15 protein-coding genes are annotated in these 21674 nt (G+C 54.8%); 4 read left to right on the top strand and 11 right to left on the bottom strand.

The genetic code is table 11. From position 1 onward, the window contains the following. Positions 1–133: 133 nt before the first annotated feature. A complete protein-coding gene (locus AMM48_RS14775) occupies positions 134–1660 on the bottom strand; it encodes an inorganic phosphate transporter (protein ID WP_181951579.1) in 1527 nt (508 codons plus the stop codon). Positions 1661–1831: 171 nt separating this feature from the next. Beyond that, entirely contained in the window at positions 1832–5389 is a 3558-nt protein-coding gene (locus tag AMM48_RS14770; RefSeq protein WP_102784667.1) for an AsmA family protein, read from the bottom strand. A 515-nt stretch (positions 5390–5904) separates the two neighbouring features. Between AMM48_RS14770 and AMM48_RS14765 the strand changes: the two genes are divergently transcribed. After that, a complete protein-coding gene (locus tag AMM48_RS14765) occupies positions 5905–6741 on the top strand; it encodes a DUF2189 domain-containing protein (protein WP_102784666.1) in 837 nt (278 codons plus the stop codon). A 338-nt stretch (positions 6742–7079) separates the two neighbouring features. Next, complete coding sequence (locus AMM48_RS14760) at positions 7080–8165, top strand: lipid A deacylase LpxR family protein (RefSeq protein ID WP_102784665.1); 1086 nt, start codon at positions 7080–7082, stop codon at positions 8163–8165. 64 nt (positions 8166–8229) lie between these two features. On the opposite strand, the gene AMM48_RS14755 is transcribed toward AMM48_RS14760, so the two are convergent. Both AMM48_RS14755 and AMM48_RS14750 read right to left on the bottom strand, forming a co-directional pair. Next, entirely contained in the window at positions 8230–9633 is a 1404-nt protein-coding gene (locus AMM48_RS14755; protein WP_102784664.1) for an FAD-linked oxidase C-terminal domain-containing protein, read from the bottom strand. Positions 9634–9879: 246 nt separating this feature from the next. Further along, positions 9880–10587, bottom strand: a complete 708-nt coding sequence (locus AMM48_RS14750) for a TIGR00266 family protein (RefSeq protein ID WP_101299649.1) — start codon at positions 10585–10587, stop codon at positions 9880–9882. Between the two features lie 300 nt (positions 10588–10887). Here AMM48_RS14750 and AMM48_RS14745 point away from each other — a divergent pair, with 300 nt between their 5' ends. Together AMM48_RS14745 and AMM48_RS14740 are read left to right on the top strand one after the other, a co-directional pair. Next, on the top strand, positions 10888–11889 hold the full coding sequence (locus tag AMM48_RS14745; RefSeq protein ID WP_244271243.1) for a sensor domain-containing diguanylate cyclase: 1002 nt from the start codon (positions 10888–10890) through the stop codon (positions 11887–11889). A 220-nt stretch (positions 11890–12109) separates the two neighbouring features. Then, positions 12110–12586 carry a GNAT family N-acetyltransferase gene (locus AMM48_RS14740; RefSeq protein WP_102784663.1) on the top strand — a complete coding sequence of 159 codons (477 nt, stop codon included), beginning with the start codon at positions 12110–12112 and terminating at the stop codon, positions 12584–12586. Positions 12587–12779: 193 nt separating this feature from the next. On the opposite strand, the gene AMM48_RS14735 is transcribed toward AMM48_RS14740, so the two are convergent. The 7 genes from AMM48_RS14735 to AMM48_RS14705 form a co-directional block, all read right to left on the bottom strand. Then, positions 12780–13133 (bottom strand): VOC family protein, encoded by a 354-nt coding sequence (locus AMM48_RS14735; protein ID WP_102784662.1) that lies wholly within the window; start codon positions 13131–13133, stop codon positions 12780–12782. 12 nt (positions 13134–13145) lie between these two features. After that, positions 13146–14822, bottom strand: coding sequence for an FMN-binding glutamate synthase family protein (locus tag AMM48_RS14730; protein WP_102784661.1), 1677 nt, complete (start codon positions 14820–14822; stop codon positions 13146–13148). Positions 14823–14893: 71 nt separating this feature from the next. Then, complete coding sequence (locus AMM48_RS14725) at positions 14894–15256, bottom strand: transcriptional regulator (protein WP_022732938.1); 363 nt, start codon at positions 15254–15256, stop codon at positions 14894–14896. Continuing rightward, complete coding sequence (locus AMM48_RS14720; RefSeq protein ID WP_102784660.1) at positions 15253–15537, bottom strand: DUF6516 family protein; 285 nt, start codon at positions 15535–15537, stop codon at positions 15253–15255. Before AMM48_RS14720 ends, AMM48_RS14725 begins: the two co-directional genes overlap by 4 nt. A 153-nt stretch (positions 15538–15690) precedes the next feature. Beyond that, positions 15691–19335, bottom strand: a complete 3645-nt coding sequence (locus AMM48_RS14715) for a hydantoinase B/oxoprolinase family protein (protein ID WP_102784659.1) — start codon at positions 19333–19335, stop codon at positions 15691–15693. Between the two features lie 65 nt (positions 19336–19400). Further along, positions 19401–20702, bottom strand: coding sequence for a TRAP transporter large permease subunit (locus AMM48_RS14710; RefSeq protein ID WP_102784658.1), 1302 nt, complete (start codon positions 20700–20702; stop codon positions 19401–19403). 8 nt (positions 20703–20710) lie between these two features. Then, positions 20711–21223: a TRAP transporter small permease gene (locus tag AMM48_RS14705; RefSeq protein WP_028791633.1), complete on the bottom strand. Its 513-nt coding sequence runs from the start codon at positions 21221–21223 to the stop codon at positions 20711–20713. Positions 21224–21674 lie beyond the last annotated feature (451 nt).

Here is a 21674-nt window from a genome sequence, read left to right as displayed (position 1 = left end):
GGGTGTTTACGCCCACGGCACAGAGCGGTCAAGGAAAAACGGCGATCAGGAAAACCCTGACCGCCGCTGCAGATCGCTGCACATACCCCATAGAAAATGGGGCTCGTGCCGCGAAACTCTATTCTTTCTGATATTACAACATAATGCCGCGAATGGTGAAGAACAGCAAGGCGCCAAGAAACGCACCAGCCGGAACCGTCACCACCCAGGCGGTTGCAATCGTCACCACATAGCGACGACGCACCAAAAGACGTTTGCGGAATTTCTTTTCGGCCTTCTCAGCTTCGTTCGGATCAATCTGGCGCAGGGCTTCGATATGCTCATTGGCCTGATCCCCGTTCCCAACGTTCACCAACATTGGCGGATTGATCTTGCGGCGACGATGACTAAGGCTTTCGCGCAGGAAGCCCACACCGAACACCGCCCCCACCGCAATGTGGGTGGAACTGACCGGAAGACCAAGCGCCGAGGCAATAATCACGGTCAAGGCTGCCGACAGCGCGACGGTATAGGCCCGGATCGGATCAAGTTTGGTAATTTTCGACCCCACCGTCTTGATCAGTTTTGGCCCAAACAGGATAAGTCCGGCTGCGATGCCAATCGCGCCAATGACCATCACCCAGATCGGGATGGGTGCAGAGGTCACAATCTCACCGCTGTTCACACCGGAAACAATGGCCGCCAACGGACCAATCGCATTAGCAACGTCATTCGACCCATGGGCAAATGACAAAAGGGCCGCCGATACAACCAGCGGAACCCGGAACAGGGATGCAATTTCCTTGCGACGTCCCGTCATATCAGCAGAGGCCCGCATAACGGCCTGACGCACCGGCAAGACGGTAATGATGAAAGCCGCAATACCAATTGCAATCACAACCGGCGTTTCGACTTTCCAGATTTTCTTAACGCCCTTCATCATCAGATACATCGTGAAGGCCGAAACCATCACACCGACAAGGATGGGCACCCATTTACGCGCCGCAGCAACCCGGTCGTCGGTATAAAGGATGCGAAATTTGATAAAGGCCAGGAACCCGGCGGCAATCACTCCCCCCAGAACCGGCGAGATTACCCAGCTTGCGACAATCGTGCCCATGGTCGGCCAGTTTACCGCACCAACGCCAACGGCGGCCATACCGGCCCCCATGACCCCGCCCACGATGGAATGTGTGGTCGAGACCGGCGCACCAATCCATGTCGCAAGGTTAAGCCACAAGGCAGCAGCAAGAAGGGCCGCCATCATTGCCCAGATAAAGGTCTGAGGATCGGGCATCTGGGCCGGATCAATAATGCCGTTCTTGATCGTGCTGACAACATCGCCACCGGCAATGATCGCACCAGCAGCCTCAAAAACAGCGGCAATCAAAAGCGCGCCAACCATGGTCAGCGCCTTGGACCCCACCGCCGGGCCAACATTGTTGGCAACGTCATTGGCCCCAATGTTGAGCGCCATGTACCCGCCAATAACGGCAGCCGCAATCAGGAAACCACTTTGCGGCACCCCGCCCATTTGAAAGGCGACAAACGCGCTGCACGCCAGCAGGAACACAAGTGCCAGACCAAGCTTCGCACTGATCGAGGCGGTTTCACCCATCCCCGCATCCATGCGCTTCTGCCACCTAAGGTCCTTATCCAGAGCCGTTTTCTTTACCGACATAATCAACCGTTACCATCAAAGGGAATCGACGCGCGGATCATGTAGAAGCCGAGCCACTTTGTTAAGGTTTTTTTGCCGTTATGTGACAATCAACTACTATGGCAATGTCCCAAAAATAAAACGGCCCCGCACTGCAGGGCCGTTTCAAAGATAAAATCTCAAGGACAGGGATTAGCGACCGAATTGATTCAAAAGACCTTTTAGCAATCCTTTGGCCGCATCCTTACCCGAATCACCACTTGAACCGGACGATCCATCCCCGCCAAGCGCCTTGTCCAAAAGGTTATCAAGAACCTTCACCGCAACCTTGTCCATCCGTCCAGTAATCACCGGATCGTCAATTTTGCCTTTGGCAAAGACACTGAACGGCGGCAGTTCTTCGATTTTTTCCGAGAAATCAAAGTCGGCGCGCGTATCCATTAGCCATTTGGGCAAATCAAGGGTCGCATCCGCATCCGCCGTCCCCACGCGTGAGGTTGCCTCAACCCGGGTGGTTTTGGCCACACCGTTGGTGATGGTGATATCGGCCTCAAGCGTTTCAAGAATGTCGTTGTTGCCAATACCCTCAACCACCATGGCCTGCGGCCCCTGACGAAGCAAAGCCTGCAAGTTCAGTTTCGGATCAGCAGACCGTTTATCGGCATTGCTGAACCGCACATTGTTCAGGACAAAATCGGCTGTCCCGCCAAGGGCTGAGACTAGACGACGCGATGTATTGCCCGATGCGGAAACATCAAACTTGGTTTGAATACCGCCATTGATAAGGTCACTGGCGACCTGAATAGGGGCAAGTTTTTCAACCCGCGCACCATCCAGCGTGCCTTTCAGGGCAAGTTTGGGAATGTCGGTGCTGCGCGCATCGAAATTACCATCAATCACCAGATCACCACCGCCCAACACACCGGTCAGCTTGGAAATCGTCAACAACCCGGCAACAAGATCCGCCTTCAAGTCGGGCTTCATCAGGCTGTAGGTATCAAAATCAAGCTGATCAAGGACAATGGTGATGTCGGCATCAATCGACCGCAAGGCCGAAACATCAATCACCGTATCATCCCACGGCGTGCCATCACGGGCATCCACACGGGTGACACTTGCCGTCTGCGGCAGGTTAAATGCTGCCTTGCGCATCCCACTTCCCGCACCCGGCATCAAACCAGCGCGTTTCTCGGCTGGCAGGAACGGATCAACCGCAAGCTTGCCACCAGAAAGGCTGACGGTGACTTTTGGCTGGGCCTGCGTCGCATCAAACTTGACGTCCCCCGCCGTTTCAAATGCTCCGACGACCAGTTTCAGGTCGCCCAGATTGATGTTCTGTGCCGTTCCCTTAACCGTACTGGAAAGTGCCAGACGCCCAAGGTTCCCCGATGGGGTATAGGTCGGTGCCACAAGATCAAGTGCCCGGTTCAGGCTTGATGCCTGAACACCAAGTTTGCCATCAAGGCCGGGATTGGCGCCAAAGATATTGGCCAACACACCCTTAAGGCTCACCTGTGCCAACGGATTGGACACATCAAGATCAAGTGTTGGCCCGCTCACAGGTCCGTTCAAACCAATATTGGCCTGAATGCTTTTATAACTGCTGGCCGGTGCCGGCAGGGTAATCCCCGTCAGTTTCGCCAACGGCTCAAGCGTTTTGGCCGTAACGCGCACGGCCAAACCTTCAAATGCCGGAATGTCCGTAGCACCATTAAATGTTCCCTTGGCACTGGCCGCAAGACCAGCCGCATCGGCAATGGCAAAATTGTTCAGTGCGATCTTGCGCCCATTGATGTTGCCATCAATAACGATCCCGCGCACCGACACACCCGATGAAATGATCTCATCGGCCGACAACCGATAATTGGCTGCCATCCCGTCAAGTGGTGCCAGGGCATCCTTGATCAGTTTGACCATATCGGCATCTGTGCCACCTGCAGTCCCTTGACCAGAAGCACCATCAGATGATGCAGCCCCCGAACCGGAAGTCGTCCCTGACGACGCACCAGAACCTTGATCGCTGCCCGCCGCACTTGGGCTGCTCGGAAGGTATTGATCAAGATTGATGCGATCAAGCTTAAGCCCGATGCCAAGGGACGGCAGTCCCGGACCACTGATATTGGCAACCACAGCACCGCGAATGGCGGTGTCATCAATGCGCATGTCCAGATCGGAAATGTTAAGCTGCTCAGGTGTGCCTTTAATCCCGCCGGTCAGCGAGAAACGGCGCAACCGATCAGCGCGCACACCATCAACATCAACACCAAGCCAACGGATCACTGCACGGATATTTTCCGACGCGATTTCATAGCTAAGTGCCGCAGATGGTGTCGATTTTTCACCCGAAATGCTACCAAACACTGCCAAGTCCGTTCCACCGGGCAATCCGGCGGATACCTCGTTCAAGGTGACTTTGCTGTTGGCAATCGCCGCGTTGATACGGGCATTGTGAATGGGCGTCTGATTATAAATCAGGGTCTCGACTTCAAAATCGATGGATGCTGTCAGATCGGCCGGAATAATCGGCCCGTTTGCTGAACCCGATTTCACCGAACTTTGCGATGGAATGGACTGCGCCTCATCGGATGCTTTTCCTGCATCGGTCGATGATGAACCCGATGCGGTGTCGGCTACTGGTGCCTTTACGCCATCACCGACATCGGCCAGCACCAGAATTGAATCCAGATCAAGCTGGTTAAAGCGCAACGCAACATCAGCCCGCATACGCGGTTCCTGATCAATCGCAATCGCCCCCGATCCACGGGTTTCCCCAAAACGGATCGACAAATCATTTAACGTAACCGATTTGGCATCGGCCGTGATGTGCCCGCCAAGGTCAAACGGCTTGGCGGCAATATCAGGGATGTCTGCTCCCTCACCGGCAATGCGCAATGCTGCTGCGCGCAGATCATCAAACTTGCCTTCAATCTGGCCGTCAAATCCGGGACTGTCCGAAGACAGGTCAACTTTACCGCCGAGCGAAATGCCCCCATCGACCTTGTCGACACCGACCTTGAGACTGACCGGGAAAGGACCGGTTTGGCTGATCTGTCCGACGTTAAATTCAAACGTCAGCGGAATGCCGCGATAAAACACATATCCTTCGCCGTCCATCGGGCCATTCAGGCTATCGGCCGACACACCAATGGTCAGCCCTTCGATGCGTTCCTCACTGCCCGGTGTGCGGTAAATGATCGTGGCATTTTCGACCTCAAGCCGGTCAACCTGAATGGCGCTGGAGAAATCGCTGCTTGCACCATCATCACCGGATGTCGGTGCAGCCGGGGTGTTTTCTGTCGATGGCGTTGCAGGCTCGGGCGTGGTGATCGTCCCCGCATCCGGGCCGGAACGCTTTGCCTGTGCCGGATCGAACACAAGGTTGTTGCTGCCATCTTCAAACGTTTCGATGGCAATCACCGGATCAATCAGGCTGATTTCGGTGACCTGAACATTACCGGTCAAAAGCGGCATCATCGCAACGGAAACCCGCACTTCTGAAATCGTCACCATGTTCGCGTCCGTTGCACCAGGCGCATTGCCAAGTGCAACCTGTTCTGCCGACAAGGCAGGCGACGGGATCAACGACATCGACAAATCGCCATTGATCACAAGTTCGCGTCCCGTGGCATCACGGACAGCCTGACTGACCTGGGCCTTATAGCCATTCCAGTCGATCAGGGATGGAATGATCAGCAACGCTGCAATCAAAACGACCAGCACAGCGCCGATAACGGCAAGGATTTTTTTCAAAAGTCAGGCTCCGCTTGCTCGCAAGATCGTTCTGCCGGTGGGCAGCGACCTTTTAAGGTTCGATTTCAAGTTTCGGGTCAGGCCCCAAAAGCATAGGGTTCGTATTACGTCTCGCAATAGAAAATGGCGAGAGATTGTTCACAGACCGTTCGATTGGTTTTCCGATGTTCAGATGGGTCTTATCGCCCCAATTGTCCACATTCCGTGTCATCTGTATGGGTCATACGCCGCAGTCAAGCATCCAGACTGATTAAAATCTGATTTTTTAACCAATCCAAACAATCCCACAGCATGCAGGAACATAACCCAATTTCATCAGAATGGCACATCACACATTCTTTATACATGCTTTAAAATCAACTGGATGGTGGAAATCCACCTTTAAAATGATACATTTTACACACCAGCAAATTCAATCCTGACTTTCAGGCAGATCAAAAGATCGTTTTGCGAAAAGCGACATGCCAAATGAGACAGGCCAAATCAAACCGGCCAAAGCGACAGGGAGGACACCCATGACCGAAACAACAATCGTAAAGACAAACAATACGGTCGAACCCACAATAAGCGGCATCGCCATTCGCGAAATCACCACCGATCAGTCCGGTGCATGGCTTGAAGCAGGCTGGCGGGATTTCAAACGTGCCCCTGCCATCGGGTTGGCCTATGGCGCATTCTGTGTTCTTGCAGGCTATCTTGTGGTCCTGAGCATCTTTCGAACTGGGCAGCTTCATCTGACCTTACCCTTGGCGGCGGGCTTTATGCTCCTCGCCCCGCTTCTGGCTGTCGGGCTTTATGAAACCAGTCGCCGCCTTGAAATGGGCGAGAACGTCACCCTTTGGCACAGCCTGAACGGGTTTCGCCGCAACCCGGGCCAAATTGGTGCCATCGGCATTATGTTGATGCTGTTCTTCTTGGTGTGGACACGTATTGCGATGTTGCTGTTTGCCTTGTTTTATAATGGCACGGTGCCATCGCTTGATGTGCTGGTATGGGAAACCTTCTTTTCGCGTGACGCCATGACCTTCCTGATCACCGGAAGCATTCTTGGCGGTGCATTGGCCATCATGGTTTTTGCGGTTTCGGTCGTGTCGATACCGTTACTGGTTGATCGCGACGTTGATGTCATCACGGCTGTTATCATCAGTGTCGCGGCATTTCGCAAAAACTGGAAAGTCCTGACCGGCTGGGCGGCGGTGATCGCCATCCTGTCGGCATGTGGCATGGTTGTGTTTTTGTTTGGCATGGCTGTCATCATGCCGCTTTTGGGCTTTTCCAGCTGGCATGCCTATCGCGGAATAATTGACACCAGCCAAACAGATGTCGCGCGCCTGCGCCGCAAAACGGCCTAAACTGCCATAAGACATCACGCATAGCATCGTTAATAAAGGCGCCTGCCCTAGGATCACATGATTGATCAAACGGGCGGGCGCTTGACGTTAAGCCCGTAACCTCGTCCTGTTTCTTTTACCGACGATTTGCGGGCTCTTTTCCTGTACGACAGCAAACACCCGATGAACGTTTGCGCCCGATTTAGCCCAGACGGGAACAATCGCGCGTCGGCTGAGTTTATGTTAACTGTGGACGGATGCGTTAACTATGCGACACTGCGCCATAAATTGGGCAAAATCAGAATTGAATTTGGTTTGAAATTCCAACAACAAAGCCGATTGAGCGAGTAGAACCCACCATGCCCTTGTCCAGAGCCATCAAATATCCTGCGGCCCTATCGGTTTCATTGCTCAGCCTGATCGCAGCAACGCAGCATGTCAGTGCGCAGGAAAACACAGCCAGCGGACCGCAATCGACCCGAACCCCGGATGAAAAATGGGGGGTGTCGCTCTCGGTGGAAAATGACGTATTCACACCGACCAACAGTGATCAGCATTACACCAATGGCGTGCGTCTTGCCTTTATCTCGCCTGAGGATTCCGCACCGGCATCCTTCCTCACTGCTGCCAAAAAAGTTCCATTCTTTGCCTCGAACGGCCGCATTCGAACCAGCTATTCCTTCGGCCAGACCATGTACACGCCCGACGACATCACCATTGCCGAAAACCAGCCCGATGATCGTCCCTGGGCCGGTATTCTCGCAGGTACGGTCGGGCTGTTGTCCGATACCGGATTGCAAAATGATGGTGACGGCAACTATTCGCGCATTGATACGCTTGAACTGACACTGGGCGTGGTCGGTCCAGCATCGCTCGCCGACAAAACACAGAAAATCGTTCACAAAAACATCAACAGCCCCGCACCCGAAGGCTGGGACAATCAGATCGAAAACGAACCGCTGCTGAACCTGACCTATGAACGCAAATACCGCAGCTGGTTTGAAGCCGACATTGCCGGGATCGAATTTGATGCCACCCCGCACGGGGCTGTGTCGCTTGGCAATGCCTTTACCAATGCCGAGGTGGGCACGATGTTTCGCATGGGGTTTGACTTGCCTGCCGATTACGGTCCGCCGCGCATTCGCCCCAGCTTGCCGGGATCTGATTTCTTCGTCCCCGATACCGAGGGCTTCCCACTAAGTGGGTATCTGTTTGCCGGGGTCGCCGGGCGGTATGTCGCACGTGATATCACGCTTGATGGCAATACGTTCCAGGACAGTAATTCCGTCGACAAGGAACCGCTGGTCGGCGATTTGCAAATCGGCTTTGCCGTGATCATGGGTCAGGCGCGCCTGACCTATACCCATGTGTATCGCACCGCCGAATATACCGCACAGGACGGTGCCGATCAGTTCGGATCACTTTCCCTGTCGTTCCGGTTCTAACCAAAACAAAAACGGGACGCAAAAGGCCCCGTTTTTCGCATCAATCATAAATAGTCTGATGATATCAAAGACCGGGAATAAGCTTCCCCGGATTCATCAGACCTTTGGGGTCAATCGCGGTTTTAAGCGCACGCATCAGCGCAATCGTATCCGCCCCGTGCTCGGCTTCCATGAAATCAAGCTTGCCATAGCCAATGCCATGTTCCCCGGTACAGGTCCCGCCCAGTTTAAGCGCACGTTCGACCATCCGGTCATGAAGGCGCTTTGCCTCGGCCATCTGATCAGGATCACTGGGATCAAGCAGGATCAGGGTATGGAAATTACCATCCCCGACATGACCAACAATCGTGCAGGTCAACGGGCTGGCATCACAATCGGCACGGGTTTCGGAAATCGCTTCGGCCAGTTTTGAAATCGGCACACAAACATCGGTCGGCATCCCGGCCTTGCCCGGTTCAAGTTGCAGCGACGCGTAGTATGCCTTGTGGCGTGCCGCCCACAGTTTATTGCGGTCTTCCTGACGGGTCGCCCACTGGAATTCCTCGGCCCCGAATTCTTCGGCAACCGATTGCACAAATTCCGCCTGCTCCTTCACCCCGGCATCCGTACCATGGAATTCAAAGAACAAGGTCGGCGCTTCTTTATGATCGGTTTTGGAATATTTATTGATCGCCCGGATTTGCATTTCATCGAGAAACTCAATGCGTGCGACCGGAATACCCGCCTGAATGGTCAGGATCGTGGTATCAACCGCGGCTGCAACCGACGGAAAGACGCACACCGCCGCCGACATCGCCTCGGGGATGCCATACAGCTTCAAGGCGATTTCCGTGATCACACCAAGGGTGCCTTCGGACCCGACAAACAACCGCGTCAGGTCATAACCCGCCGATGATTTCCGCGCCCGATTGGCGGTCTTGATGATTTTCCCATCGGGTGTCACCACCGTCAGGTTCAACACATTCTCGCGCATGGTGCCATAGCGCACCGCATTGGTGCCCGATGCACGGGTCGCCGTCATGCCGCCGATGGATGCATTCGCCCCCGGATCAATCGGGAAAAACAAACCGGTATCACGCAAATGATCATTAAGCTGCTCACGGGTGACACCCGCCTGAACCCGGCAATCAAGGTCTTCGTTATTGACTTCCAAAATCGCGTCCATGCGCGACAGATCAATACAAATCCCCCCGCGCAAGGCCGCAACATGGCCTTCAAGCGACGATCCAACGCCAAACGGCACAATCGGAACCTCATGCGCCGCACACAGCTTGACCACCTCGGCGACTTCCTCGGTCGTGGTGGCAAAAACCACCGCATCGGGTGGGGATGCCGCGTGCCAGCTTTCATCCTTGCCATGCTGCTCAAGCACAGCCGCCGCTGTCGAAAGCCGATCTCCAAGCATCTCGCGCAAGGTGCTGATCAGGCTTTCCGGGGTTTCAATGCGTTCATATTGACGATCCGACATGACGTTCCTCGTATTTTCGGGGCTTTGCCCCCTTGGTCCGGGTGGCAATCAGGTTTGCCTGAACGCACAATGGCCCATTTGAATGTGGGGATGGACCATCGATCTGCTCGGGCGACCTTAAATGATTTCGCCCACCCTACGCCGAGATGGTCGAAATTGGTATTACCTTTTACCCAGAAAATGCAAAAAAAGCCGCCCACCATATGGTGAGCAGCCTGATCCATTGTCCGTCTCAGCACGCGGGAATTACCCCTTATTGCGATCTTGCGGCAAGGCTGCGGCAATCCGGTCCGCCAGCCGCGCAAACGGCAAGCTTTGCAACCAAACCGTCCCCGGCCCTTCAAGGGTGGTGACAAAAAGCCCCTCGCCGCCAAACAGCGCATTGGTAAAGCCACCAATAAACTTGATCGAATAATCCACCGACGGGGTCAGTGCCACCAGCGCACCGGTATCGACGCGAAGTGTTTGCCCCGGTTGCAGTTCCTTTTTAATGATCGTGCCCCCGGCATGCACAAACGCCAGCCCATCACCGGTCAGCCGTTGCAGAATAAATCCTTCGCCGCCAAACAACCCGGCCCCGATTTTCTTGGAAAAGGCGATATCAATATCAATGCCCGCCGCCGCACACAGAAAAGCATCCTTTTGGCAAATGATTTCCCCGCCATAGGTCGCAAGATCAAGCGGCACCACCTTGCCCGGATACGGGGCGGCAAAGGCAACATGCCCCTTGTTCTGACCTTCATGCACGAAACTGGTGATAAAGAACCCCTCGCCGGTCAGCATGCGCTTAAAGCCGGAAAAGATGCCGCCGCCCGTACCAGTCTGCATGGCAATGCCGTCGGACATATACATCATGGCCCCGGCTTCGGCCCGAACCCCCTCGCCCGGATCAAGTTCGATCTCCACCAACTGCATTTCTTCACCATGGATCGTGTAATCGATCACGTCTGCCATCGGGGCGTCTCCTGTTTTATCTTTAATCAATCTTGGTTCGGCCAATTGGAAAATCCGGTCAAGTTTGAAACCTGTCTCCTGCAATCGCAAGTAAAAGGGGCAACAATCTGACCGACAAACCGGAAATACAGATTATTGAACTGCCCACGACGACAAAAAACACATCCCACTGCCCCTAAATCATGGAAAAGAAAGCTTGTTCTTAACCTTCATCAGACAAATATGAAGATAGCGGGGCACCACATGTCAGTTAAGGCCATTGATGCTCCATGATCACGCCAAGAAGTGAAAGCAGTCTCGATGGTGACCCTGAAAACACAGGACTGGCTGGCAAATGATGAAGCCATGCTGTCTTCAATGGACAAATGGCAACGTGCTATTGACCTGATGACGGGGCTTTTGGGGGCCACGGCGGGCTATGTTGTCGAATACAATGACAAACTTGGCTTTCGTGCCGCCTTGACCAGCCAGAATGACGCAAATCCCAACCGCAAACTATCGGGCAAGTCCGAACCGAGCAGCCGCAACATTTACTGCCGCCGCGTCGCACAAACCAAGGCATCGTTTTATGAACCCGATGCCACAGGCAAGCCCGACTGGGCTGATAACCCCGAACTGACCGAAGATGGGTATGTATCCTATTACGGGGTGCCGCTGTTTTGGCCCAATGGCGTGGTGTTTGGCACCCTGTGCGTATTTGACACCAAACCAACCGGATATGACAAACGTCAGCTTGAACTTCTTGAATGTTTCCGCGACCTGATCGAGGCCGATTTGCGCCTGTATGAGCAATATCAGATCATGCGCAATATTTCGATGTCAGACCCGTTAACCGGCCTGAACAACCGCGCCGGGTTCGAAATGCTGGCCCATCAGAAAATCCGCATCGCCAAACGCTATCACCACAACATCGGGATTATTTTCATTGATCTTGATGACATGAAACACTGGAACGATGATTACGGCCATGCCGCCGGCGATGCAGCCCTGCGTGCGGTTGGCAAGGCCATCACCGAAAGTATCCGCGAAGTCGATATTTGTGGCCGCATGGGCGGTGATGAGTTTGCCGTTCTGGGGTATGTGCGCAATCGCGGTGATTTGACGACCATTATCGCCCGCGTGCGCAATGCGCTTGCCAATGCCAAACTATCGGTCCCCAAGGCAAAAACACCGATCCGCGAAACACCGGAAATCAGTTCGGGTGCATCGGTGTTTTTTGATCCGGTCAATCAAAGTCTTGAGGACATGATTGCGGTCACCGATCTTGAAATGTACCGCGATAAAAAACGCCGTCGTAAATAACACCGCCTCATAGGGCCAAAAGGCCCGGTCACAGTGCCAGATGCACGGCATCCATCGCCAAACAACGCAAAAATCTGATGTTCAGAAGTCTGGACATTAACCACATGGTATGAAATTTAGGCGACACTGAACGCCGGGTCATTAAAGGTCAGGACATACGAATTCAATGTATTCTGACCCTCGCCCCAACCAAAATAACGAGCACGAGCTTTTATAAAAAATGCAGATCCGCAAAGGCACTGCCGACGATCTTTCTCTCATCCGCGACCTGACAAAGCGCGCGACAGATTCAACCTATTTTATCGAAGGCATGGGGGATTCTGCGGCCAAAACCGTTGCCGCCTATGTCGCCAAATCGACCGATGTTTTCCAACATGCGCTTGGCAGTGACAACCATTCTGTCTATGTCGCCACCGCGGACGAGCATCTTCTTGGCTACGTGATCGCCATTCACGAAAGCCCGGAAATCGACTGGATCATGGTTGATCCGGCATCACACGGCAGTGGTGCAGGCAAGGCGTTGATGATCGCCGCCCTTGATGCGCTGGCCGAACATGGCGCGCGCAGCAACGTCCGCCTGACCGTCGTTGCGCACAATGAACGTGCCAAAGCATTCTACCGCAAATTCGGCTTCCTTGTGACCGGCCCGGTCCCCGACCGCGATATCCCGACGGTGGAAATGCAGCGCGCAGCGTGACGGCATTCGCTCTTGCATACACCCCCATCGTCCCGCATGTGCCTAACGCTTGAGATGCCCGCCTTCGCGGGCATGACGCCCCTTCACACGCGAATATATATCCGTCATCCCCGCGAAGGCGGGGATCTCGCGCCGCACGTCAACAAACGTCAGAAATCTTAAAGCCCGACTGTCAATGCAGTCGGGCTTTTTATCATTTATGCTCAAGAATATTGACCAGCTTGCCAAACGGGTCACGGACGTAAAACCGCCTGACACCCCATGGCTCATCGACCGGGCCATATTCAATCTCGATACCGGAAGCCGTCATGCGGCCCAGTGTTTCTTCAAGGTTATCGACTTCAACCGACATATCGGGCACCGGAGTACCTGAACCGCCTTCGGTTGCAAAATTGACCTGTGTCGTCATGGTTTCACCAGATGCGGCGAAAGTCCTGATCCAGCCATGATCCATGACGGTCGAAAGACCCAGAATATCCTCATAAAAGGCTTTGGCCTTGGCGATATCCGTAACCGCGAAGTTTGACACAATGCGTTTTACTGCCATTGGGCGTCCTCCTTATTGAGCAGCTTTCTCGGTCGTGTCGTCCTTGGCCCGTTTATAAGGCCCAAACGGGATTTCCTTGGGCGCAAAGGTTTCCGCCGACGCGCGATCCCAGCGCGAATGCCAGTCATGGAGTTCCTCGATTTCCGTATCGGCAACAAGGAACCCTTCGGGCAGATACGGATAGGCTTCATTGCCATCAACAAACTCATTGTCCTTTTGCCGGACCATGAAGTGATAGGGCATGAAGTTGCGCGGATCATGAAGCCCTGCCGCCCCGGTAATTTCAGCAAGGGCATGCATGGTATTTTTATGGAACCGTGCCACACGTTCGCTTTTATCACCCGGGTCAAGCGCACGCTGGCGGATTTTATCCTGCGTTGCAATCCCCACCGGGCAGCAGTTGGTATGGCATGACTGGGCCTGAATACAGCCCAGTGCAAACATGAAACCACGTGCCGCATTACACCAGTCCGCCCCAAGGGCAAGGGTGCGTGCAATGTCAAAGGCCGACACGATCTTGCCCGCCGCCCCCACTTTCACCTGTTCACGAAGGCCAGCCCCGCGCAACGCATTATGCACAAAGGTAAGCCCCTCATGCATCGGCATGCCGACGTGATTGACAAACTCAACCGGGGCCGCTCCGGTCCCGCCCTCCTTGCCATCGACCACGATGAAATCAGGCACGATGCCGGTTTTAAGCATCGCTTTAAGGATGCTCATAAATTCGCGGCGATGCCCGATACACAGTTTGAACCCAACCGGTTTTCCGCCCGAAAGGTCGCGCAATCGGCCGATGAATTCCATCAGGCCAATCGGGGTTGAAAATGTGCTGTGCGCGGCGGGTGAAATGCAATCAATCCCCATGGGAATGCCGCGCGCGTCGGAAATTTCCTTGGTGATCTTGGCCGCGGGCAACATCCCCCCGTGCCCGGGCTTCGCCCCTTGGCTGAGTTTCACCTCAATCATTTTGACCTGCGGGTCGGCGGCTGTTTCGGCGAATTTTTCCTCGGAAAAACTGCCGTCGTCATTGCGGCATCCGAAATACCCCGATGCCACCTGATAGATCAAATCACCACCGCCTTCGCGGTGATAGCGTGAAACGCTGCCTTCCCCGGTATCATGCGCAAAGCCACCCTTCTTGGCACCCTTGTTCAGTGCCAAAATCGCATTGCCTGACAGGGAGCCGAAACTCATCGCCGAGATGTTATAAATACTGGCCTGATAGGGTTGCTTGCAATTGGGCCCCCCGACCCGAACGCGAAAATCGCTATCGGGAATGGTGGTTGGCGCAACCGAATGGGTCAGCCAGGCATAACCCGATTTATAAACATCCTCAATCGTGCCAAACGGGCGTTTATCCTCGGCCCCCTTGGCACGCTGATAAACCAGTCCGCGCGACTGACGGCTGAACGGGATTTGATCCTGATCGCTTTCAAGCAGGTACTGGCGAATTTCCGGGCGGAAACTTTCAAGGATAAAGCGGATATGCGCGCTTATGGGATAGTTGCGCAGGATGGAATGCTTGTTCTGGCGCAAGTCATGAAACCCGACCAGCAACAGGGCGCCAAAGATAACGGCAGGCACCCAGAACCAACTGTTGACCACGCCAGCACAGATCACAAAAACGGCTGTCAAAAGCGCAACGCTGGCGATCACGAAATAGCGCTGGTTCAATATGAAAAATTTCACGGTGCTCTCATCCTGTCAAATTGGTGCGATATGGCGTGATCGCAGCGGGCCCGATTTCCAGATTTTCAGATTTACGCTGCCGTCGTCAGCGTAAAATCAACATGCACGGCATCAAAAGGAAACGTTATCTGGCCATTTTCCTCCCGGTCAAGAACGCCAGCATTCAGCAAGGCATGAACATCCCCATGAACCGTTTTGACATCCCGACCAACCCGCCTGGCAGCTTCACGCATGCTCATCGCCCCCTGTCCGGTCATGACTTTGAGCAAGTCCCACCGTTTGGGCGTCATGGTTTGCCACAGCAACTCAACCGATGCGAACGAGATATGCGCCCCCTGTGCTGTGCCGTCAAACGCAGCAAGCGCACGCTTGGTCACATCATCGCGCGACGCAACCGAAAGAGTTACCGTATTGGAAGTGTTATCGGTGGTCATATCCGCCTCCATCCATCGACATCGGCCCAGAAATCACGCAGCAATTGCGCCGGTGTCGAAAAGTCATAGGATATTTCAACATCGCCAATATGCCTGTGGTCGCCCTTGCCAGCTTCGTTGTCATAGCGAAGGACACATTCCCCGGCGACGACATAAGCCAGCGCATATTTGAACATATGCGCAGAACCACGCACCGATTGCGGCACCTGCCAAATGCGCATTTCAACAAAAGCATCTGGCGCAAGCTGATGACGCTCACGCATAAGCAAATTGGCTTTCATGTTGGTATTTATACCAACACAAACGAAGTGTTGTCAATTTCACCAACAATGACACTGCCATGACATCAGACACAAAAAAGGCCGCCGGTTTCCCGGCGACCCATGTTTTGGTGGGCTCTATTCCCAACTGATCTTAAGTGACGGGTGCTACGATCAAGCCTTGCCGTAGCCCCCGCCCCCCGGGGTTTCGATGATAAAGACATCACCGGGATGCATTTGCGCCCCGTCGGTTCCTTTAAGCTCCTCAACCGTGCCATCAACGCGTTCAATCGCATTGCGGCCAAGTTTGCCGGGCTCGCCGCCTGCGACCGCCTGATTGGGGACACGACGGTGGTTTGACAGGATCGATGCGGTCATGTCTTCAAGGAAACGGACCCGGCGCGTTGTGCCATTGCCGCCCTTAAACTCACCATTCCCACCGGAATTTTGCCGGATTTCAAAGCTTTCCAGCATCACCGGGAAGCGCCATTCAAGTACTTCCGGATCGGTCAGGCGCGAATTGGTCATATGGGTGTGAACCCCACTGGTGCCATCAAAACCCGGTCCAGCACCCGAACCACCACAGATGGTTTCATAATACTGATGGGTATCATTGCCCCAGGTGAAGTTGTTCATGGTCCCTTGCGCACCCGACATCACACCAAGGGCGGCATACAGCGTATCAGTCACATGCTGGGACGTTTCAACGTTCCCGGCAACGACCGCGGCCGGGTAAACCGGGTTTAGCATTGATCCTTCGGGCACGATCAAATCAACCGGTTTCAAACACCCGGCATTGAGCGGAATGTCATCATCAACAAGCGTTCTGAAGACATAGAGAACCGCGGCCCGCGTCACCGCCGACGGCGCATTGAAGTTGTTATCAAGCTGATCGGATGTGCCGGTGAAATCAACCGTGGCGGATCGGGTTTCCTTATGGATGGTGACCTTGGCCTTTACGACCGCGCCATTATCCATTTCATAGGAGAACTCGCCACCTTCAAGATTATCGATCACGCGCCGCACGCTTTCTTCGGCGTTGTCCTGCACATGGCCCATATAGGCATGCACAACTTCAAGGCCAAAGTGATCGACCATCTTGCGCAGTTCCTGCACACCCTTTTCATTGGCCGCAATCTGTGCGCGCAAATCGGCAATGTTTTGATAGGGGTTGCGTGCCGGGTATTTCGCCCCCTCAAGCAGGCCGGTCAGGCCCGGTTCATCAAATTTGCCCTGATCGACCAGTTTGAAGTTGTCGATCAAGACCCCTTCTTCTTCAAGAATGCGCGAATTTGGCGCCATCGAGCCCGGCGTGATCCCGCCGACATCGGCATGGTGCCCACGTGACGCGACATAGAACAGGATATCCTTGCCATCATCGCCAAACACCGGGGTGATCAGGGTGATGTCAGGCAAATGCGTGCCGCCGTTATACGGGTCATTGAGCATATAAACATCGCCAGCCTTCATGCTGCCGACATTATTGCGCATGACCGCCTGAACAGATTCCCCCATCGATCCCAGGTGCACCGGCATATGCGGCGCATTGGCAATCAGAAGGCCTTCCTGATCAAACAGCGCACAGGAGAAATCAAGACGTTCCTTGATGTTGACCGAGTATGACGTGTTGGCCAGCGTAACGCCCATCTGCTCGGCAATGTTCATAAACAGATTATTGAACACCTCAAGCATCACCGGATCGGCCTGTGTGCCAATCGCCTCGGACCGTTTCATCGCCACAACACGGGTCAGAACCAGATGATCGCGCGCATTGACCTTGGCTTCCCAGCCCGGATCAATCACGGTAGTGCCAACCGGCTCGACAATCACGGCGGGGCCACGCACGGTCGCCCCCGGTTTCATGTCCTCGCGTTTATAGAACGGCGTGTCTTCCGATGTGCCATCAAACACCACCGCACGGGTTGCCAACGCGTCGGGGGCAACAGCATCGGTGTTGTCAGATTTGGCTTCGGCGTCAGGAAGGCTCTGGGTTTCGCCAACTGCCTCAACCGCAACCGCCTCAACCACCAGCGGCTTTTCACTCATGACAAAGCCGTAACGCTGTTTGTGCTGTTCTTCGAACTGGCCCTTGATCGCGTCAACATCGCCGAAATCAACGATAAGCGGCGTATCCGTGCCGTCATAACGCAGATGCAGCCGTTTGAGCATCTTGATCTTGGCATCCGTAATGCCCTGCTCATGCAATTCGCCGCGTGCGTCTGCGGCCAACACATCAAGCTGCTGATCAAGACCGGCCAGTGCGCCACTTTCAAGCTTGGCCTCAACCGCCTGTTCGCGCATCGCCCGAATATCGGCAAGCCCCATGCCATAGGCCGACAAAACACCGGCAAACGGATGGACAAATACCTTGGTCATGCCCAGTGTATCAGCCACCTGACAGGCATGCTGCCCCCCGGCCCCGCCAAAGCATTGCAGGATATAATCCGTTACGTCATAGCCGCGCTGCACCGAGATTTGCTTGATCGCATTGGCCATGTTTTCCACCGCAATGCGCAAGAAACCCTCGGCGACATCTTCCGGGGTCCGAACCTGTCCGGTGCTGTCCTTGATCTTGGAGGCCATCGCCTCAAACCCGGCGCGCACCGCATCGGCGTCAAGCGGCTCATTGCCCTCGGGGCCAAACACATTGGGGAAGAATTCCGGCTGAACCTTGCCCAGCATGACATTGATGTCGGTCACCGCAAGTGGCCCACCGCGGCGATAGGCCGCTGGTCCCGGATTGGCCCCGGCACTGTCGGGACCCACGCGGAAACGCGCGCCATCAAAATGCAGGATCGAGCCGCCACCGGCAGCAACCGTATGGATTTTCATCATCGGGGCGCGCATGCGCACCCCGGCAACCTGCGTTTCAAAATCACGTTCATATTCGCCGTCATAGTGCGAAACATCGGTGGACGTCCCACCCATGTCGAACCCGATGACCTGCTTGAAACCGTCCATTTCGGCCGTGCGGACCATGCCGACAACACCGCCCGCCGGGCCCGACAAAATGGCGTCCTTGCCCTGAAACTTCGCGGCATCGGTCAGCCCGCCATTCGACTGCATGAACATCAGTTTCACACCGCCAAGCTCGCTTGCGACCTGATCAACATAGCGGCGCAGGATCGGCGACAGATACGCATCCACCACCGTGGTATCGCCGCGCGACACCAGTTTCATCAACGGGCTGACCTGATGGCTGACCGATACCTGGGTAAACCCGATATCGCGTGCAATCTCGGCCGCCGCATTTTCATGCGCGGTATAACGGTACCCATGCATGAACACGATGGCACAGGCACGAATGCCGTCATCGTAAACAGCCTGCAACTCGGTACGCAGCGCGTCGCGATCAAGTGCGGTAAGTTCTTCACCCTGCGCGTCAAAGCGGCCATCGGCCTCAATCACGCTTTCATACAGCATTTCCGGCAGCTTGATGTTGCGATCAAACAAACGCGGGCGGTTCTGATAGGCCAGACGCAATGAATCACGGAACCCCTTGGTCGTCACAAGCGCGGTGCGGTCGCCTTTGCGTTCCAGAAGCGCATTGGTGGCAACAGTGGTGCCCATTTTAACCGCTTCGATTTTCTCACCCGGGATTTTTTCACCGGCCGGAACATCAAGCAATTCACGAATGCCCTGAATGGCGGCATCGGCATAGCGTTCCGGGTTTTCCGACAGCAACTTGTGCGTAACAAGCGACCCGTCCGGTTTGCGGGCAACGATATCGGTAAAAGTACCGCCGCGATCAATCCAGAACTGCCATTTTGGCTGTCCTGCCGTCTGCGAAGCGGGGGCGTTTTGGGCGTGAGAAGCCATGATGCTGTCTCCTTGGGCATCTGTAGTCAAAAAATTCGATACGAAAGATCAGATATTCAAACCGGTCAGCCGTTCATTTGCTGTGGCAACCAGGTGGCGATTTCCGGGAAAACGGTAATCAGCACCACGGCAAACAACAGCAGGAAGAAAAACGGCAAAGCAGCCAGCGCAATGGCAAACAGGTTCTTGCCTGTAAGCCCCTGCAAAACAAAAAGGTTGAAACCAACCGGCGGGGTGATCTGCGACATTTCAACCACCAGCACCACATAGATGCCAAACCACAAAAGGTCGATCCCTGCGGCCTGCACCATCGGCAGGATCACCGATGTGGTCAAAACCACCACCGAAATCCCGTCAAGGAAGCAGCCCAGCACAATAAAGAACACGGTCAGTGCGGCGAGCAACGCATAAGGCGACAGATCCATCTGCGCGATCCATGCCGCAAGCTCACGCGGAATACCGGTAAAGCCCATCGCCACGGTCAAAACCGCCGCACCGGCAAGGATAAAGCAGATCATGCACGATGTGCGCGTGGCCCCCATAATCCCATCCATCAGGCTTTCACGGGTCAATGATCCGCTGATCCCCGAAAGGATCAACGCCCCGACAACACCAAAGGCCGCCGCCTCGGTCGGGGTGGCAATCCCGCCGTAGATCGAGCCAATCACCGCGGCAATAAGCGTAATCACCGGGATCAACCGCCCCGATGCACGGATTTTATCAGCAAACGGAATGCTCGGTTCCGCTGCCGGCATCTTGTCCTTATTGACCGTTGCCCAAATGCCGACAAAGCTCATGAACAGGATAATCAGCATCGCACCGGGCAAAACACCGGCAATAAACAGGCGCGCAATCGACAGTTCCGCCGACACGCCATAGACAATCAAAATGATCGATGGCGGGATCAAAAGGCCCAGCGTGCCCGACCCGGCAAGCGTGCCCAGGATCAGTTTGTCGGGATACCCCTGTTTGCGCAATTCCGGGATCGACATGCGGCCAATGGTTGCCGCGGTTGCCGCCGATGACCCGGACACGGCGGCAAAGATACCGCAGCCCAGAATATTGACATGCAACAGCCGCCCGGGAAGCTTGTTCAACCACGGGGCCAAGCCTGTAAACATGTCCTCGGAAAGCCGCGACCGAAACAGGATTTCGCCCATCCAGATAAACAATGGCAATGGTGCCAACGACCACGTCGCAAGACTGGACCACGCGGTTGTCGCGATGATCGGCCCGGTTTGCGCACTGGTAAAGAAGTCCAGCGCAAACACACCAATCGCAAACAGCGACAATGCCACCCAAAGCCCGGCACCCAGAAACAGGAACAACAGCCCCATCAGGATCAGGCCAATTTGAAGTACATCCATGACCGGTCCTACTCGTTCAGCTCAACGGCTTCGCCACGGGCGAAGGCCGGCGCGCGACCACACACGGTATCAACCAGTGCTTCGATCATTGCGATGGTGAAAACAATCAACCCAAAGGCCATGGCGGCCTGCGGTATCCACAACGGAAAGGCCAGAACCCCCGGCGACGTATCGCCGTATGAGTAGCTTTCCTCGGCCAAAACGCTCACCCACCATGCGAAATACCCGCCAAGGAAGGACGCCGCACACAGCGTGATGGTTTCCATCACACGACGGAACCCGCCTTTAAGATGCGACAGAACGATTTGAACCCGGATATGTGTCCCGGCACGAAATGCCGGACCAAGCGCCAAAAACGTCCCCGCCGCAAGCGCAAAACCAGCCATTTCATTAGCATCATGCACGGCAATGCCAAGCACACGGCCAATCGACTGGGCCAAAATCAAAAGTGCGATGGCGATCAGGAAAAAGGCTGCCAGCCCGGCACTGAATTTGAATAAATAATTTAGAGCCTGTCTCATTTTATCTGCTCCATTTTGTTTGTTTTTGGCGTGCCGTTTGGCAAGGCACAGCGTGCAGAGCGATGCGGCGCATCGGTCAAACGGTGTAACGAAGCTAAACGCCGCCAAAAGCAAACCCTTCGGGCCGAGAGATCCCTCTGCCCCGCCGCGTCAAACACCTTGACCGTAGCGCCGCTACGCTCTGCGGCCCTTTCCTTGCCGGACAGAGGGACCTCTCCGGCAAAATGGGGCAGATAAAATGTGTCAGGCTCTGATAATCTACGCACAGCAGTCCCCTTTCCGTCCGCGGGTTATCGCGATGGTGGTTTGCTTTCTACACGGACAGTAACATGAGGGTCAGGACCCTTTAATATGTTTGCAATGGTTGATCAGATTTGTGCGGATACGCGGAGCAAGGCAGCAGGAAGATATTTATCTTTCAATGCCTTGCGACAAAGTAGCCCGTGCAAAC

Origin of the sequence: Thalassospira sp. GB04J01 (assembly GCF_000751115.1) — a bacterium.
GTDB lineage: Bacteria > Pseudomonadota > Alphaproteobacteria > Rhodospirillales > Thalassospiraceae > Thalassospira > Thalassospira lucentensis.
The sequence above is the reverse complement of the archived record's forward strand: the minus strand, read 5'-3'. Positions and strand labels throughout refer to the sequence as shown.

Coding starts and splice junctions, on each gene's coding strand:
- AMM48_RS14735 (WP_102784662.1), bottom strand. CDS start 13,133: ATGGCAGTAAAACGCATTGTGTCAAACTTCGCGGTTACGGATATCGCC.
- AMM48_RS14725 (WP_022732938.1), bottom strand. CDS start 15,256: ATGACCACCGATAACACTTCCAATACGGTAACTCTTTCGGTTGCGTCG.
- AMM48_RS14720 (WP_102784660.1), bottom strand. CDS start 15,537: ATGAAAGCCAATTTGCTTATGCGTGAGCGTCATCAGCTTGCGCCAGAT.
- AMM48_RS14710 (WP_102784658.1), bottom strand. CDS start 20,702: ATGGATGTACTTCAAATTGGCCTGATCCTGATGGGGCTGTTGTTCCTG.
- AMM48_RS14750 (WP_101299649.1), bottom strand. CDS start 10,587: ATGGCAGACGTGATCGATTACACGATCCATGGTGAAGAAATGCAGTTG.
- AMM48_RS14745 (WP_244271243.1), top strand. CDS start 10,888: ATGGTGACCCTGAAAACACAGGACTGGCTGGCAAATGATGAAGCCATG.
- AMM48_RS14775 (WP_181951579.1), bottom strand. CDS start 1,660: ATGTCGGTAAAGAAAACGGCTCTGGATAAGGACCTTAGGTGGCAGAAG.
- AMM48_RS14765 (WP_102784666.1), top strand. CDS start 5,905: ATGACCGAAACAACAATCGTAAAGACAAACAATACGGTCGAACCCACA.
- AMM48_RS14740 (WP_102784663.1), top strand. CDS start 12,110: ATGCAGATCCGCAAAGGCACTGCCGACGATCTTTCTCTCATCCGCGAC.
- AMM48_RS14705 (WP_028791633.1), bottom strand. CDS start 21,223: ATGAGACAGGCTCTAAATTATTTATTCAAATTCAGTGCCGGGCTGGCA.
- AMM48_RS14760 (WP_102784665.1), top strand. CDS start 7,080: ATGCCCTTGTCCAGAGCCATCAAATATCCTGCGGCCCTATCGGTTTCA.
- AMM48_RS14755 (WP_102784664.1), bottom strand. CDS start 9,633: ATGTCGGATCGTCAATATGAACGCATTGAAACCCCGGAAAGCCTGATC.
- AMM48_RS14715 (WP_102784659.1), bottom strand. CDS start 19,335: ATGGCTTCTCACGCCCAAAACGCCCCCGCTTCGCAGACGGCAGGACAG.